Below are 15,260 nucleotides of genomic sequence, written 5' to 3'. Positions count from 1 at the left end.
CTCCTTCACAGCGTTGAGCGCTGTGAAGGAGGCCTTCACGGACCACGGGGCTAGGCCGACGTAGTGATGCGGTCGGCGGGCGGGGGTGCCAGGCCGGGGTGCGCGCCGAGGTAGGCGATCAGCGCGTCCAGGTCCACCGGGCCGCCGGTGAGGTTGGTGCCCTTGGTGAACTCGGCGAAGCCGTCCCCGCCCGCGGCGAGGAAGTTGTTCACCGACACCCGGTACGACGCGGCCGGGTCGACCGGCTTGCCGCCCACGGTGATGTTCGAGACCTTCGAGCCGATCGGCGCCGACGCCGAGTACGTGTAGTGCAGCGTGTTCGAGATCTGCAGGATCCGCGTCCCGCTCGCCGACCACTGCTGCTCCAGCACGTTCTTCAGGTTCGCGCCGGTCAGCGTGATGGTCTGCATGATGTTCGAGAACGGCTGCACGGTGAACGCCTCGCCGTAGGTCACCACGCCGTCGCCCTCGCCGGCGGGCGAGGACTTGTACGTCAGATCCGCGCGGATACCGCCCGGGTTGGTCATCGCGATCTGCGCGCCGTTGGACTGCGTCGCCGCGAGTTGCCCGTCCGCCAGGACGTCGCCGAGCGCCGACTCACCGGTCGGACCACCCGCCGCGGGCAGGTCGGCGGTGATCGTGCCGACGGCCTTGTTCGCGATCGGGGCCGACTTGGTCTTCGCCTCGTCGACGAGCTTGGTCACCTCGGGGTCCGGAGTGACGTCGCGGGTGACGATCTCGTTGTGCGCCTTGGTCTGCGAGCGCACGACGTCGCGGGTCTTCCGGTCGATCTTCAAGTCCACAACGGACAGCAGCCGGCCGAACGACGAGCCCTGGATGACCGGACGCGGCTGGCCCGCCGGATCGTTGATCACGCAGTTGTACTGCTGGTGGCTGTGCCCGGTGAAGAACGCGTCGACCTTCGGCGTCACCTTCGCGGCGATCGCGGCGGCCGGGCCGGGACGCAGCTTGCAGTCGTCGGGGCCGGCGGTCTCGGTGCCGTCGCCTTGGTGCATCAGCACGACCTGAGCCTTGATGCCGAGCCGGTCGAGGAAGTTCGCGGTGCGGTCGATCGCCTCGACCTCGTCGCCGAACTTGAGGCCCTTGATCGCGTCGGGCGTCACCACCGACGGCAGATCCTTCAGCGTGGCACCGATGACGCCGATCGGCACACCGCCGGAGAACTCGACGCTGAACGGCAGCAAGGCGGGCAGCCCGTTGTCGAAGTACACATTGGACCCGAGGAACGGGAACTTCGCGCCGGGGAAGGAATCGCGGAACTGGCAGCCGTCCTTCGGGTGACAGCCGCCGAACTGCATCCGCATCAGCTCGCGGTAGCCCTCGTCGAACTCGTGGTTGCCGACCACGGACGCCTTGACGCCGAGCGCGTTCAGCAGGTCGATGGTCGGCTCGTCGTGGAACAGCGCCGAGGTCAGCGGGGACGCGCCGATGTTGTCGCCCGCCGACACGACGAGCGAGTTGCGGACCTGCGAACGCAGCTGCTTGACGTGCGTCGCGAGGTAGGCCGCGCCGCCCGCGAGCACCGTCGAGCCGTTCGACAGCGTGACCTTGCCGCTCGAGCCGGACGGCGGTTCGAGGTTGCCGTGCAGGTCGTTGAACCCGATGATCCGGACGTCGGTCGTCGGATCCGGCGCTGCGGACGCCGGCGTAGCTACCGCCGCCACGGTCGTCAAGGCGGCGGCGAGCGCCACAAGGCGGCTCGTGAACTTCATACGTTTCCTCCCATACCGGCGCCCGGTTTTCCCCGAACGGGGCGCACGGCGGAGGATCTTGCCTGGTGAGCGGACCGGTCACCAGGGCAATTAGTCGGCCGATAGGCAAATGTCACCCGTTGTTGGTGCTGCCTTCCAGCAACACGCGCGCCACCAGTTCGGGGGCGTCGCTCATCGGGGTGTGCCCGCAGCCGGGCAGCGTCACGAGTTCGACCTGGGGCGCGATCTTCCGCAGCTCGACGGCCTTCGGGCGGGCGAGGAGCCGGTCGTGCCGTCCCCACGCGATGGTGACCGGGATGTCCGGCACCGAACCGTGGAAGGCGAAACCCTCGCGGGCCTTGGCCAGCGTCGGCGCGAAACCGGGCGCGGCGCCGAACGCCAGCGCGTCGGAGACCAGCTTGTCCGGCGGAATCAGCCACGGCTTGGCGAAGATCATCCCGGCCAGGGCGATCCGGCCCGCCGTCGTCGCGGCCACCCGGCGGACGAGCGGCTCGGGCATGCGCTCGGCGAGCCTGCGATGGGCGGCGAGCATGGCGAACGCCCACAGCGCGCCGGGGCGCGTCCAGATACCGGCCGGGGACAACGCGGTTACGCTGCGGACCAGTCCCGCCTCGCCGAACGCCAGCGAGAGCAGACCACCGAGCGAGTTGCCCGCGACGTGCGGACGCTCCAGGCCCAGCTCGGCGCAGAACTTCTCGAACATCTCGACGGCGGATTCGACGCCGTAGCCGGTCTTCGATTCCGGCGACTCCCCGAAACCGGGCAGATCGATGGCGATGACGTCGCGATGCGGGGTGAGCAGCGGCAGCACCGCGTCCCACGCCTGCCGCCGGTGCCCGATCCCGTGGATCAGCACCAGCGGTTCGCCTCGCCCGGCCCGGCTGTAGACAACGTCGTCCATGATCCGAGGGTAAGCGAAGGTGCTACCAATAGGTAACAGATACTTTCTGTCACCCCTACAAGGCGAGGCGGAGCAGCTCACGCCGTCCCTTGCCGGGGACCTCCTCCCAGACGCCGGTGGCGAGGAAGCCGAGGCGCTCGTAGATCCGCCGCGCCCGCAGGTTGTCCTCGAAAACCTGCAGGACCAGGGCCTGGGCGCCGTTCTCCACGGCGGCCGCGCGCACCTCGGCCACCAACCGCGCCGCGAGGCCGTTGCCCCGCGCCGACGGCACGACCCACATCGAATACAGCAGCCATTCGGACGGGTCCGGACGCCCGCAGACGAGCGCGATCGGGGTGTCGTCGTCGAATCCGGCGAACCACACGCGCTCACGCAGCGAATCCACCCATTCCGCGTCGGGCCGGGCGGCTTCGACGGCCACCAGATCTCCCAGGTTCTCCGGGGTGTCGGCGAGCGAACGCAGCCGGAGATCACGCAGGACCGGAACATCCGCCGGAGTCAGGCGTCGCACGGAGATCACCCGCGCAGATTGGCACGCCACCCAGCGCCGGTAACAGCCATTTACCGGCCGGCGATGACGGGAACGGCGAATCGTACGACCCGGGGGATCGCAGGCGTGGAAGTCCAGCTGGTGCTCATCGTGCTCGCGATCGTCGTCGTCCTGATCGGCGGGACGATGTTCAGCGCGTGGCGCGCCGACCGGGTCACCGAACGCGAGCAGGCCGCGAAGCGCGACGAAGAGACGGCGCCTTAGCCGATCGGCTCGCCGGGGGATCGGCCAAGTGGCCGATGGCGCCCAAGCCGGTCCGGCTCTTCGACCGAAGTGCCGGGCCGCCATGATCAATAGCGTTCTCGGTATGACGAACGCACAGGTCACGGCCCTCGAATACGGGTTCATCGGCTTCCTCGTGGTGTGGGCGACGATCCTCATCCCGCAGCTGATCGGGCAGCTCGCCCGGCACGGCCGGTTCCACCTGCGCGGCATCCTCACCACCGCGGCGGTGACGCTCTACGCCTGCATGGCGCTGGCGGTCGTCATGCTGCCGCTGCCCGGTCCGAACAGCCCCCGGCTGAGCCAGACCGTGCAACTGCACCCCTTCCAGTGGATTCTCGACATCCACGAGGAGCTGGCGAAGCACGGACTGCCCGTCTCGGACTGGTTCACCACGCAGACCTTCCAGCAGGCGATGATGAACGTGCTGTTGTTCGTGCCGCTCGGAGTGTTCGCCAGGGTCCTGTGGCGCCGCGGGCTGATCGGCACCTCGCTGATCGGGTTCGCCGCCTCGCTGCTGATCGAGATCACGCAGCTCACCGCGAACTTCGGCACCGCGCCGTTCGTCTACCGCATCTTCGACGTGGACGACCTCATGATGAACACGACCGGCGCGATGGCAGGCTGGGTGTTCGGCGCGCTGCTGCTGACGCTGCGCAAGACCCCCGCCGCGACGACCTCAGCGATCGACGCGCAGCCTGCTCGGCGCGAGCGGGTCCACCTCGCCCAGACTCGCTAACCGGGCCCGGCGGCGCTGCGCGGCCCGCTTCGCCGCCCGCCGGTCCTCGAGCACGACCACCAAGGCGGCCACGGCGAGAATCAGCGCGACCAGGCCGAGGACGAGCGACAGCTGCACAGTGCCTCCTCGGTACGACGTTGTCCTAGAGATGTTGTGCGAGAGATCACACAGGTTACGCACCTCCGTACCGCCTCCGCTACCCCCCGCTACGGCTCGTCGCGGCAAACCAGCGGCGATCGCCGGTCAGCCACTCGCCGAATGTCAGATCCGCCAAGTTCAGGGCGTTTTCCAGGGCGTCGACGCCGAGCCGCCGGACGGTGAAGGGTTGGTGCCAGGAGTGCCCGCGAGCGGAGTACCGCACGACCGCGGACAGCAGATCGGTGTCGCTAGCGACCTCGGCGAGTTCGACGGACACCTCGCCGAGCTGCCCGCCCTGGCCGTCGGCGGCCTGCTCGAACCAGGACGGCGGATGCCATTCGACGAGCAGGCGTCCGCCGGGAGCGAGGTGCCGCCGGGCAGCGGCGAGCAGGGCATACCGCTCGGCGTCGTCCGGAGTGTTGACCAGATGACTGCCCAGCAGCACCGCGTCGAAGACCCGGCCCAGCCGCAGTTCGCCGATGCGCGCGCAGACGGTCTCGGCGCCGCGGACGAGCGCCAGCATCTCAGGCGAGTCGTCGACGGCCACGACGTCGTGGCCGAGCGCGAGCAGGGGATGGGTGACCCGGCCGGCACCGCAGCCGAGTTCGAGGATCGAAGCACCGGCCGGGATCGCGTCGTGGACGACCTCCGGTTCGCCTGCCGGCGGCAGCAAGCGGTAGACCTCGACCGAACAACCGTCAGCTGTGTACGCCCCCGTGCTCACCTCGCCCAGAGTGCCGGAGACTGGTTCCATGAGCACGCGTCCGACCAAGGAGCAGCTGGCCGCCGCCCACAACACGACCATCCCGGACGTGCTGGCGCCGGACCTGGACGTGCTGTTCTGCGGGATCAACCCCGGCCTCTACTCGGGCGCGCTCGGGCTGCACTTCGCCCGGCCGGGCAACCGGTTCTGGCCCGCGCTGCAGCTGGGCGGGTTCACGCCTCGGCGGTTCGACCCGAGCGAGCAGGACGAGCTGCTGAAGCTGGGGATCGGCATCACGAACGTCGTCGCGCGCACCACCGCGCGGGCCGACGAGCTGACCGCCGACGAGTTCCGCGAGGGCGGCGAGATCCTCACGGCCAAGGTGCTGGAGTTCCGGCCGCGGTGGCTCGCCGTCGTCGGGATCACGGCGTACCGCGCCGCGTTCGGCGATCCGAAGGCACGGGTGGGCCGTCAGGACCGGCGGATCGGCGAAGCGAACGTGTGGGTCTTGCCGAACCCGAGCGGCCTGAACGCGCACTGGACGCAGGCCGCGCTCGGCGAGGAGTTCGCCGCCCTGCGCCGCGCCACCCTCAGTAGCACCAAGAGCCCCGCCAAGCCCCGTAAACCCCCGACGACTGCCTGATCAGCGGCCCTTTTCTACGGAGAGTTTGCTGCGACTACCGGATTCGCCATTGAGGGTGAAACCGCGTCACAAGCTGCGAGTTACCGGGTCGTAGTAACCACAAGGTGTCATTCCTGTCCAGTCCCAGCAGGAGGGAACCGGGTGGTGTCGGGCCGCGTGTTCACCAGTGCACGTGCGGGGGGCCCGACCCCGGGAATGACGGTGCAGTTACGGAGGCCGCAGATGCGCCGCATCGAGCCCAACCGGACGCTGGGGGGCGCGTCCGGACCGCCACCAGGGGCGAGAAGCCTCGGCGTGGCCGCTGTCGACCCTGTCCCGCTGCTGCGCGAGGGACTGGCCGCGATGGTGCATCGAACCCAGGGCCTGCACTGGGCCGGTATGGCGGCCAGCCACCACGCCGCCATGCAACTCTGCGAGCAGGTCCGGCCCGACGTCGTGGTGCTGGACTCCGCGCTCGACCCGCACTGTCACCTCACGAAACTGCTCAGCACCGGCGATCCGGCGCTGGTGATCGTCACGCTGATCCGGGACGCCAACCGGACCCAGCAGTACCTCGCGACCGCGATCGCGGCGGGCGCGCACGCGATCGTCCCGCGTTCGATCGATCCACGTCGCCTCGCCGAGGCCGTGCGCCGGGCCCACAGCGACCGGCGCTACATCGACCCGTCGCTCGCCGCCCTCACCGCGCGGCCGAAGCGTCAACCCGCGCCGCGGACCGCGCTGGCCGAGGACACCGCGCCGCCGCGAACCGCGATGCCGCTGTCCCGTCGCGAGTACCAGGTGCTCCAACTCGTCGCCGAAGGGCTGGAGAACTCGGCCATCGCCAAGCTGCTGTTCCTGTCCGTCGAGACCGTCCGGACGCACGTGAAGAGCATCCTGCGCAAGCTGTCCGCGCGAGACCGCACACACGCGGTGACGATCGCCTTCCGGTCGGGGATCCTGATCGCCAAACCGGACGACTCGATCGCCGTCACCGGCACCGCCGCACCGGCGGCGTCACAGGTACCACACTAACGAGGATTTCCCAGGTCCATCTCACTTTTCCGGCTGACTTTCACAGCACAGAAGAGGCACAGCGCTTGCTCTGGTTACCAGCAGGTAATATCCTGAAGTTACCGGCGAGTAGGGGAACGCGTGCCCAGCCGGGGAGCCGACACAAACGGAAGTGACGACATGGGCCACTACAAGAGCAACGTCCGAGACCTGGAGTTCAACCTCTTCGAGGTGCTCGGTGTGCAGGAACGCCTGGGCAAGGGCGTGCTCGCCGAGTCCGACGAGGACACCGCGCGCGGTGTGCTGTCCGAGCTGAACAAGCTCGCCACCGGCCCGCTGGCCGAGTCGTACGCGGACGCGGACCGCAACCCGCCGGTGTATGACCCGAAGACCTTCAGCGTGAAGATCCCGGAGTCGTTCAAGAAGAGCTATAAGCAGCTCCTCGACGGCGAGTGGTGGCGGCTGGGCCTCACCAACGACCTCGGCGGCTTCGGCCTGCCCCCGACCGTCCAGTGGGCCGCCTCCGAGCTGATCCTCGGCGCGAACGCCCCGCTGTTCATGTACATGGCGGGCCCGAACTTCGCCATGATCGTGGACAAGAACGGCACCGAAGAGCAGAAGCAGTGGGCGCGCGTCATGATCGAGCGCCAGTGGGGCGCGACCATGGTGCTCACCGAGCCGGACGCCGGTTCGGACGTCGGCGCCGGGCGCACCAAGGCCATCCCGCAGGAGGACGGCTCCTGGCACATCGACGGCGTGAAGCGGTTCATCACCTCGGCCGAGCACGACATGTCCGAGAACATCATGCACCTGGTGCTGGCCCGTCCCGAGGGTCCCGGCATCGAGACGAAGCCCGGCACGAAGGGCCTTTCGCTGTTCCTGGTGCCGAAGTTCCACTTCGACCCGAAGACCGGTGAACTCGGCGAGCGCAACGGCGCCTACGTCACGAACGTCGAGCACAAGATGGGCATCAAGGCCTCGACGACGTGTGAGCTGACCTTCGGCCAGCACGGCACCCCGGCCAAGGGCTGGCTGCTCGGCGAGGTGCACAACGGCATCGCGCAGATGTTCCAGGTCATCGAGTACGCCCGGATGATGGTCGGCACCAAGGCCATCGCGACGCTGTCCACCGGCTACCTCAACGCCCGCGACTACGCCAAGGAGCGCGTCCAGGGCGCCGACCTGCCGAACATGCTCAACAAGGCCGCGCCGCGGGTCACCATCACCCACCACCCGGACGTCCGCCGCTCGCTGATGCTGCAGAAGGCGTACGCCGAGGGCCTGCGCGCGGTCTACCTCTACACCGCGTCCTTCCAGGACCAGCTGTGGACCGGCGAGGGCGACGAGGCGTCGCTGAAGCAGGCGCACGCCGTCAACGACCTGCTGCTGCCGATCGTCAAGGGCGTCGGCTCCGAGCGTGCCACCGAGCAGCTCGTGCAGTCGCTGCAGACCCTCGGCGGTTCGGGCTTCCTGCAGGATTACCCGATCGAGCAGTACATCCGCGACGCGAAGATCGACTCGCTGTACGAGGGCACCACGGCCATCCAGTCGCTGGACTTCTTCTTCCGGAAGATCATCCGCAACAAGGGTGCCGCGCTGGCCTACGTCGCGGGCGAGATCACGAAGTTCATCGAGGCGGAGGCCGGCAACGGCAGGCTCAAGAACGAGCGCGGGCTGCTCAAGCAGGCCCTCGAGGACACACAGGGCATGCTCGGCTCGCTGGTCGGCTACCTGACCGCGTCGCAGGAGGACCCGCAGAGCATCAACAAGGTCGGCCAGCACACGGTCCGGCTGCTGATGTCGGTCGGTGACCTGCTCATCGGCTGGCAGCTGCTCAAGCACGCCGAGATCGCCATCCAGAAGCTGGACAACGGCCCGTCGGCCAAGGACGTCCCGTTCTACGAGGGCAAGATCGCCGTGGCCTCGTTCTTCGCGAAGAGCGTGCTGCCCGAGCTGACCGCGCGCCGCGCGATCGTCGAGGCCGCCGACAACGCGCTCATGGACGTGCCCGAAGCGGCCTTCTGATTTCCATCCCCCGGACCCGAAGGGGCCTGCCTCGAATGTGAGGCAGGCCCCTTCGCGGTTTCCGGACGTGACGAAGCGCGCCGATCTCGTGTCCTTCCGGCGGAAGGATTCCCGGAGAAGTGGGTACCCGGGGATCCCACGCACACGAGCAGAGGAGACGCGATGACCGTCACCGGCATCATCAGCGCGATCGTGATCGGCCTGATCCTCGGACTGCTGGGCAAGCTGTTCGCTCCCGGCAAGCAGAGCATCCCGATCTGGCTCACCATCGTGGTCGGCATCATCGCCGCCTTCGTCGGCACCGCCATCGCCCGCGGCCTCGGCTACGCCGACACCAAGGGCATCGACTGGCTGGAGATCATCACGCAGGTCGTCCTGGCCGCGATCGGCGTCAGCATCGCCGCGGGCGTCTACGGACGCAAGGGCATCTCCAGGTAGGCAGTCCCGTCCGTCCGTGAAGGCCTCCTTCACAGCGCTCAACGCTGGGAAGGGGGCCTTCACGGCTTTGACGTCACCCGGTCAGGGCACAGCGAGGGCGGTTCGCCGGATTCGGTGCCACGGTGACACCACAGTGTTCCCACAGACGAAGGAGAACCGTCATGCTCGGTGGACTCTGGGGCATCATCAGCACGATCGTGGTCGGCTTGATCCTCGGCGTGATCGGCAGGCTGCTGGCACCCGGCGCGCAGAAGATCCCGATCTGGCTGACCATCGTGGTCGGCATCGTCGCCGCCTTCATCGGCAACTGGCTGGCCGGGGTGTTCGGCGTCCGCGACACCAAGGGGATCGACTGGATCCGGCACATCTTCCAGGTCGCCGCGGCCGTGGTCGGGGTCATCCTCGCGACCGGTATCTACGCGAAGATCAAGGGCGGTCAGCGCACCAGCAGCTGACAGGCGGTAGCGTCGGCCCCTGTGCACTGGCTCGATCTCAGCGGACAGGGGCTGACGGCCCTGCCCGAAGACGTCCCGCTCGACGACGTCGTGCGGCTCGATCTCGACCGCAACGCCTTCACCGAGGTCCCCGAAGCGCTCACCACCGCGCCCCGGCTCGAACAGCTGAGCTTGTACGCCAACAAAATCGCCACGCTCCCCGAGTCACTGTGGACACTCACCGGGCTGCGTGTGCTCAACCTCGCGGCGAACCGGCTGACCGAGATCTCGCCGTCCATCGCGGCGCTCGGTGAACTGCACACGCTCGACCTCGGCCACAACCGGCTGACCGATCTGCCCGACGAGCTGGGCGAACTCGCCGGACTCACCGAGTACCTTTACCTCAGCGACAACCAGCTCACCGAGTTCCCGGAATCCCTGTGCGGGCTGGGCCGCCTGCGCTACCTCGGCTGCACGGACAACCAGCTGACCGCGCTGCCCGAGGATCTCACCGGCTTCGGCGCGCTGCGGGAACTTCGCTTGTACCGCAACGAAATCGCCGAACTCCCGGAGTCGATCGGCACGCTCACGAGCCTGCGCGAGCTGCACCTGCGCGGCAACCGGCTCACCACGCTGCCGGACTCGATCGGCGAGCTGACCGACCTCCGTCAGCTCGACCTCCGCGAGAACGCGCTGACGACCCTGCCGTCCTCGCTCGCCAACTTGTCTACATTGGACAAACTGGATCTGCGCTGGAACAAGTACCTCCGGGAACCGTCGTGGCTGGCCGACTTCGAGGCCGCGGGCTGCATGGTGCTCCGCTGAGGCTCAGCAGAGCACGATCGGCCGCCCCGCGTAGGTCGTCGTGCGGCTTTCCCGCCGGACCTCGGCGCCGGAATTGACGTCGTAGAGCACCCGGGTGTCCGAAACGGTGAAGCCCGGCGACCCGGACGACGGCTGACAAGCGCCCCCACCGGTACCGGGGCCGACCTGGATCGGCGGCGGGCTCAGATCGCTCCGCCCGCCGGCCACGCTCTCGACACGGAAGCGTTTGGTGCCCCAGATCCGCACGGTCACCGAGTCACCGGAAGCGGTGGCCTGGATGGCGATCCCGGTCGGCGCGTCGTTGGTGATCTTGAGTTCGACCGGTGAACCGTCGGTGTTGACGGCTTTCGCGTCCCGTGCGGCGGGGTAGCGGTCGAGGTGGTAGTCGTGGGCCGCGTGGCCGCCGTCGGCGAGCCCGGCGAGGTACGCCGCGTTGTAGAGCACCGACGCGAACTGCGAGACGCCACCGCCGACGACGTTCGGCCCGGTGCCGTCCTCGTTGACCGGGGCGGTGACATAGCCGTTCTCGGCGGTACGAGAACCCGAGCGCGCCCCGAGGCTGAACGTCTCCCCGGGTTTGACGACCGCGCCGCTCACCCGCGCGGCCAGGATCTGGTTGTTCGTCGCGACCGGCCCGGACATCCCGCCGACGGTGAACTCGCCGATCACGTCCTTGATGCCGAACGCGTTGGCCGCGTCTGTGGTCAGGCTCGGCTTCTTCGCGTCGTAGGTGACCTTCAGGTCCCGTCCGTCGGCCTTCGCGAGGACCTGGGTGAGCGGGACGAACGTCTTCTCCCAGTTGATCTTCCGCGCGTCCTCCGACGGTTTGACCGTGGGCCGGTCGGCCTCGAAGACGATCTCCGCGTCCTTGCCGTCGGTCTCCGTCGGCTTCAGCTCCGGCAGCACCGCGTCCCGCAGCTTGCCCTGGTCGATGCGTACCTCGACGCCGCCGCCGTCCTTGCCCGCGAACTGGAACGAGCTCGCGATCGCGGCCGGTTTCAGCACCGCGTCGCGGCCCTGCCCATGGACGACCACCGGCTTCGCGACCGCGGGCGCGACGATCTTGTCCAGCACGGTGTGCACCCCGGCCGAACTCGCCTTGACCGGGGTGATGTTCATCCGGACGTCGATGCCGTGCGGGTTGAGCCAGCCGTCGGTGATCGCCTTGACCGCGCCGTCGACGTCGTCGAGCCGCTGTCCCTGCCGGGGTTCGATCGGATAGGGCGTCACGCCGCCGTCGCTGCCAGGGATAGGCGTGAAGCCGACCGCGCCTTCCACCACCGGATGGTCCAGCGTCGCCTCGGCAAGATTACGGACGGATTGGGCGACGGTCTTCGGATCCGACTTCGTCACCACGCCGACCTCGCGCTGGGTGAAGAACGACAGGATCCGCGTGATCGGGCTGAGCGGCTGATGGCCCGCCTGCTCGAGCGTGTTCGGCCAGTCGAGGCCGAGCCCGGACTCCGCGGGCACCAGCTGGGTGCGGACATCCCCGCCACGCACCGAAAACGGCTTCGTCAGCCGCGGCTCCAGCTCGCGATGCAGCTTGTCGGCGGCGTCGCGATGAGTCAGCCCGCCGACGTCGATCCCGGCGACGGTGACCCCGCGCGGTACGTCACCGGCGCTGCTGATCAGGTCCGCGGCATACAGGACGACGAACAGCGCGATGACGCCGCCGACGAGCATGAAGACCTTGCCGAGGCCCTTGCGGAACTTCTTGGCGGGCGTGGGCGGCGGGACGACGTGCGGGCCTTCGAGCAGTTCACCGGCGAGGTCGCCGTCCTCCTCCGCGAACGGGAGGAGATCGTCGCCGAACAGGTCCGTGCTTTCGCCCGGTCTCGGTTCGTCGTGGTTTTCGCGCACGCCCCTGCCTCCGGGTTCCCCTACCCCCGGCGCCGGCGCTACAGGTAGAGGCCGGTGCCGTGTTCAGTCCGTTCCGTCGCCACCGCGTGGATGTCCCGTTCGCGCATCACGAGGTGCCCTTCACCCTGGATCTCCACCTCGAGCTGATCCTCCGGGTTGAAGAGCACGCGATCACCCGTCTTGACGTTCCGCACGCTGGTGCCCACGCCCAGTACATCACCCCAGGCGAGCCTGCGCGCGACCTGAGCTGTGGCGGGGATCACGATGCCGCCGCTGCTCCGGCGTTCACCGTCCTCCTGGGACTGCCGCACGAGCACCCTGTCGTGCAGCATCTGGATCTCGAGCTTGGGACCGTCGGACACGCACTCATGCTACTGATCTGCGACCGGTTCCTTCGGCTCGCCCGCCATGACGAGACTCAGCGCACGCTCGCCACCCTTTTCGAAGCGGACCGGGACGCCCCAGTCCTGCCGGGTGATGCGGCACGCCGGGTGCTCGCCGCCGTCATCGCAGCTCGCGGCCTGCGCGACGACCTGCAGCACGCCCTCGGAAACGCCGTCGGCGAACCGGATCCGGCGGGTGAGGTCGGTGCCGACACCACCGCCGTCGGCGAGCAGTTCGGGTGGCGACGCGCTGATCTCCAGCCGCGTCGACGGGCCGTATCGGTCGTCGAGCTTCTCCCCGGGTGGCGGAGTGAACACGACGCTGAACTCGACGTCGCCGGAGGCCAGCACGGTCGGCGGACGACGGACGGCGTGTGCTTCGCCCGCGACGGTCGTGGACTCGCCTTCGGGCAGCGGCGCGACCCGGTTGCCCGCGGACTCGACGACCAGCAGCTGTCCGTCGTGCACGAGCAGGCCCTGCGGTTCGGCCAGTCCGGTGGCGAGCGTGCTGACCAGCCCGGTCGCCGGGTCGTAGCTCCGCACGGCGCCGTTGTACGTGTCGGCGATGGCGATCCGGCCGTCGGCCAGCACGGCGAGGCCGAGCGGATGCTGGAGAAGCGCTTTCTCGGCGGGCCCGTCGGTGTGGCCGAAGGAAAACAGGTCGACGCCGATCGCGGTGTGCACGGTGAACGACTCGCCCTCGGGCTCGATCCAGCGCAGCGCCGACGTCTCGGCGTCAGCCAGCCACAGCTTGTCGCCGTCGACCGCGAGCCCGGACGTCTGCGCGAAGAACGCCTCGTGGACGTCGCCGTCGCGCAGGCCCTCGACCGTCGTGCCCGCGAAGCGGCGGATGGTCCCCGAAGCCGGGTCGAACACGCTCAGCGTGTGGTTGCCCGCCATGGCGACCACGACCCCGCCCGCGGGCGCCCACCACACGACGTCCCAGGGGCTGGTGAGGTCGACGTCGAGGGCGCGGCCGGTGTCGGTCCCGTTGCGCCACTGGTTGCCGGTACCCGCGACCGTGCTGACCTCGCCGGTGTTGAGGTCGAGACCACGCAGCCGGTGTCCCGCCGAATCGGCGACCACCGCGTGGTAGCCGACGCGCTGCGCGATTTCGCCGGGCAGCAAGGCGATTCCGGACGGCTCCGCGAAGGAGGCGACGTCGAACGGCCCGTCCTGGCCGCCACGCTGCCCACTGCCGAACCGGCGGATGACGGTCTCGCCGTCGGAGGCGAACTCGACGATCGAGTGGTGCCCTGTGTCGGCCACCAGCACGCGGCCCTCGGCGGTGGTCACGGCCTTGCTCGGGAAGCGCAGTTCGCCGCGCTGCTCCTCGACCGGGACGTACGGGCTGCCACCGCGGCGCAGCGTGCCCTTGGCCTCGTGCTTGGTGACGAGGTCGGCGACGACACGCCGCAGCGCCTCGGCGTGCCCCTCGCCGGCGGCGACGTGCACGACGTAGCCCTCGGGGTCGACGACCACCAGCGTCGGCCACGCGCGCACCGCGTACTGCGACCACATCGCCATGCCAGGGTCGTTGAGCACGGGGTGGTGCACCTCGTACCGGCGTACCGCGGCCTCGATCGAGGCCGCCTCGCCCTCGTGCAGGAACTTCGGGGAATGGACACCGATCGTGACCAGGACGTCCGCGAATTCCGCTTCGAGCGGGCGCAGCTCGTCCAGGACGTGCAGGCAGTTGATGCAGCCGCTGGTCCAGAAGTCGAGCAGCACGACACGTCCGCGCAGCTCAGCGAGGGTGATCCGGCGGCCGCCGGTGTTCAACCAGACGTCGCCCGCGAGCTCGGGGGCCCGCACGCGGGCCTGCGGTGGTGAAGAAGTCACGTCAAGAGTGAACTACATGTGCTCACGCAGTGTTCCGATGTCCGCGCCGTGAGAGGCCGAGCTCACCCAACAGGAGGAGGGGTATCCGGGTGTCCCCGCTCCGGAAAAGGGAAGGCGGCGGCGCCAGGCGCGACTTAGGCTCGTAGTTATGTCATCTGTCCAGCCGACCGGCGCGCTGACCCTCGAGGAGGCCCGCGCCGTCCAGGTAAGCCTCCAGGAGCCGGTGCGCCCCGGGCTGAGCGACGCCGAGCTCGACGAAGTCGAGAAGCGGTTCGGTTTCCGCTTCTCCGCCGATCATCGGACGTTCCTCGCCGCGGGGGTGCCCATCGGCGACCGGTGGCCCGACTGGCGTTGTGGCGACCCCGCACAGCTGCGCAAACGCCTCGACTGGCCGGTCGACGGCGTGCTCTACGACGTCGAACACAACGCTTTCTGGCTGCCTGACTGGGGAATGCGCCCCATCGACCTCTCCGACGCGCTCGCGGTGGCGCGGCGGCATCTAGCGGAAGTCCCGCAGCTGGTCCCGGTGTGCGGGCATCGATATCTGCCCGCCATCGCGGGATCGACGGGTTATCCGGTGCTTTCGGTGTACCAGACCGACATCATCGTGTACGGCAACGATCTCCGTGACTACCTCGCGCACGAGTTCGGCGGTGAGCCGGTCGAGTCGAACACGGCTCCACTGCTGGAAATCCCGTTCTGGTCCGGCCTGATCGAGTAGGCGCCCAATGTCCCCTCAATGAGGTGCGCGCTTTCCCGGGGTAACCACCGACCAGCGTGGGGAGCGTTGTGCCGTGAAGGCCTCCTTCACCGCGTTGAGCGCTGTGA

17 protein-coding genes are annotated in these 15,260 nt (G+C 68.9%); 9 read left to right on the top strand and 8 right to left on the bottom strand.

Annotated elements, in window-relative coordinates; genetic code table 11:
• Positions 1-50: 50 nt before the first annotated feature.
• From ACFWX1_RS03710 to ACFWX1_RS03700, 3 genes are all read right to left on the bottom strand, one after another.
• Entirely contained in the window at positions 51-1,733 is a 1,683-nt protein-coding gene (locus ACFWX1_RS03710; RefSeq protein WP_378383433.1) for a bifunctional metallophosphatase/5'-nucleotidase, read from the bottom strand.
• A 112-nt stretch (positions 1,734-1,845) separates the two neighbouring features.
• Positions 1,846-2,634, bottom strand: a complete 789-nt coding sequence (locus tag ACFWX1_RS03705) for an alpha/beta fold hydrolase (protein WP_378383431.1) — start codon at positions 2,632-2,634, stop codon at positions 1,846-1,848.
• A 55-nt stretch (positions 2,635-2,689) separates the two neighbouring features.
• Positions 2,690-3,154 (bottom strand): GNAT family N-acetyltransferase, encoded by a 465-nt coding sequence (locus tag ACFWX1_RS03700; RefSeq protein ID WP_378383430.1) that lies wholly within the window; start codon positions 3,152-3,154, stop codon positions 2,690-2,692.
• Between the two features lie 96 nt (positions 3,155-3,250).
• Between ACFWX1_RS03700 and ACFWX1_RS03695 the strand changes: the two genes are divergently transcribed.
• Positions 3,251-3,388 (top strand): hypothetical protein, encoded by a 138-nt coding sequence (locus ACFWX1_RS03695; RefSeq protein ID WP_378383428.1) that lies wholly within the window; start codon positions 3,251-3,253, stop codon positions 3,386-3,388.
• A gap of 103 nt (positions 3,389-3,491) precedes the next feature.
• Positions 3,492-4,145, top strand: a complete 654-nt coding sequence (locus ACFWX1_RS03690) for a VanZ family protein (RefSeq protein WP_378383426.1) — start codon at positions 3,492-3,494, stop codon at positions 4,143-4,145.
• Here the strand turns inward: ACFWX1_RS03690 and ACFWX1_RS03685 are convergent.
• Together ACFWX1_RS03685 and ACFWX1_RS03680 are read right to left on the bottom strand one after the other, a co-directional pair.
• Positions 4,086-4,262: a hypothetical protein gene (locus tag ACFWX1_RS03685; protein ID WP_378326350.1), complete on the bottom strand. Its 177-nt coding sequence runs from the start codon at positions 4,260-4,262 to the stop codon at positions 4,086-4,088. The genes ACFWX1_RS03690 and ACFWX1_RS03685 overlap by 60 nt on opposite strands.
• A gap of 79 nt (positions 4,263-4,341) precedes the next feature.
• Positions 4,342-5,007: a class I SAM-dependent methyltransferase gene (locus ACFWX1_RS03680; protein WP_378383425.1), complete on the bottom strand. Its 666-nt coding sequence runs from the start codon at positions 5,005-5,007 to the stop codon at positions 4,342-4,344.
• 28 nt (positions 5,008-5,035) lie between these two features.
• Between ACFWX1_RS03680 and mug the strand changes: the two genes are divergently transcribed.
• From mug to ACFWX1_RS03650, 6 genes are all read left to right on the top strand, one after another.
• Complete coding sequence (gene mug / locus ACFWX1_RS03675) at positions 5,036-5,629, top strand: G/U mismatch-specific DNA glycosylase (RefSeq protein WP_378383423.1); 594 nt, start codon at positions 5,036-5,038, stop codon at positions 5,627-5,629.
• Positions 5,630-5,851: 222 nt separating this feature from the next.
• Positions 5,852-6,643: a response regulator transcription factor gene (locus ACFWX1_RS03670; protein ID WP_378383421.1), complete on the top strand. Its 792-nt coding sequence runs from the start codon at positions 5,852-5,854 to the stop codon at positions 6,641-6,643.
• 159 nt (positions 6,644-6,802) lie between these two features.
• Entirely contained in the window at positions 6,803-8,647 is a 1,845-nt protein-coding gene (locus ACFWX1_RS03665) for an acyl-CoA dehydrogenase (RefSeq protein ID WP_378383419.1), read from the top strand.
• A gap of 162 nt (positions 8,648-8,809) precedes the next feature.
• A complete protein-coding gene (locus tag ACFWX1_RS03660; protein ID WP_378326355.1) occupies positions 8,810-9,085 on the top strand; it encodes a GlsB/YeaQ/YmgE family stress response membrane protein in 276 nt (91 codons plus the stop codon).
• A 161-nt stretch (positions 9,086-9,246) separates the two neighbouring features.
• Positions 9,247-9,540, top strand: coding sequence for a GlsB/YeaQ/YmgE family stress response membrane protein (locus ACFWX1_RS03655; RefSeq protein WP_378326356.1), 294 nt, complete (start codon positions 9,247-9,249; stop codon positions 9,538-9,540).
• A gap of 60 nt (positions 9,541-9,600) precedes the next feature.
• A complete protein-coding gene (locus ACFWX1_RS03650) occupies positions 9,601-10,344 on the top strand; it encodes a leucine-rich repeat domain-containing protein (protein ID WP_378383497.1) in 744 nt (247 codons plus the stop codon).
• 3 nt (positions 10,345-10,347) lie between these two features.
• Here ACFWX1_RS03650 and ACFWX1_RS03645 read toward each other — a convergent pair whose 3' ends face one another.
• From ACFWX1_RS03645 to ACFWX1_RS03635, 3 genes are read right to left on the bottom strand one after another with little or no spacing between them, the layout of a single operon-like run.
• Positions 10,348-12,207, bottom strand: coding sequence for a VanW family protein (locus tag ACFWX1_RS03645; RefSeq protein WP_378383417.1), 1,860 nt, complete (start codon positions 12,205-12,207; stop codon positions 10,348-10,350).
• Between the two features lie 38 nt (positions 12,208-12,245).
• Positions 12,246-12,539: a GroES family chaperonin gene (locus tag ACFWX1_RS03640; RefSeq protein WP_378383495.1), complete on the bottom strand. Its 294-nt coding sequence runs from the start codon at positions 12,537-12,539 to the stop codon at positions 12,246-12,248.
• Between the two features lie 39 nt (positions 12,540-12,578).
• Complete coding sequence (locus ACFWX1_RS03635) at positions 12,579-14,405, bottom strand: NHL domain-containing thioredoxin family protein (RefSeq protein WP_378383493.1); 1,827 nt, start codon at positions 14,403-14,405, stop codon at positions 12,579-12,581.
• Positions 14,406-14,580: 175 nt separating this feature from the next.
• Between ACFWX1_RS03635 and ACFWX1_RS03630 the strand changes: the two genes are divergently transcribed.
• Positions 14,581-15,153 carry a hypothetical protein gene (locus ACFWX1_RS03630; RefSeq protein ID WP_378383416.1) on the top strand — a complete coding sequence of 191 codons (573 nt, stop codon included), beginning with the start codon at positions 14,581-14,583 and terminating at the stop codon, positions 15,151-15,153.
• Positions 15,154-15,260: the final 107 nt, after the last annotated feature.

The sequence above is a fragment of the Amycolatopsis sp. NPDC059021 genome, assembly GCF_042739895.1.
Taxonomy (GTDB): Bacteria; Actinomycetota; Actinomycetes; order Mycobacteriales; family Pseudonocardiaceae; genus Amycolatopsis.
This window is presented reverse-complemented; position numbering and strand designations above follow the sequence as displayed.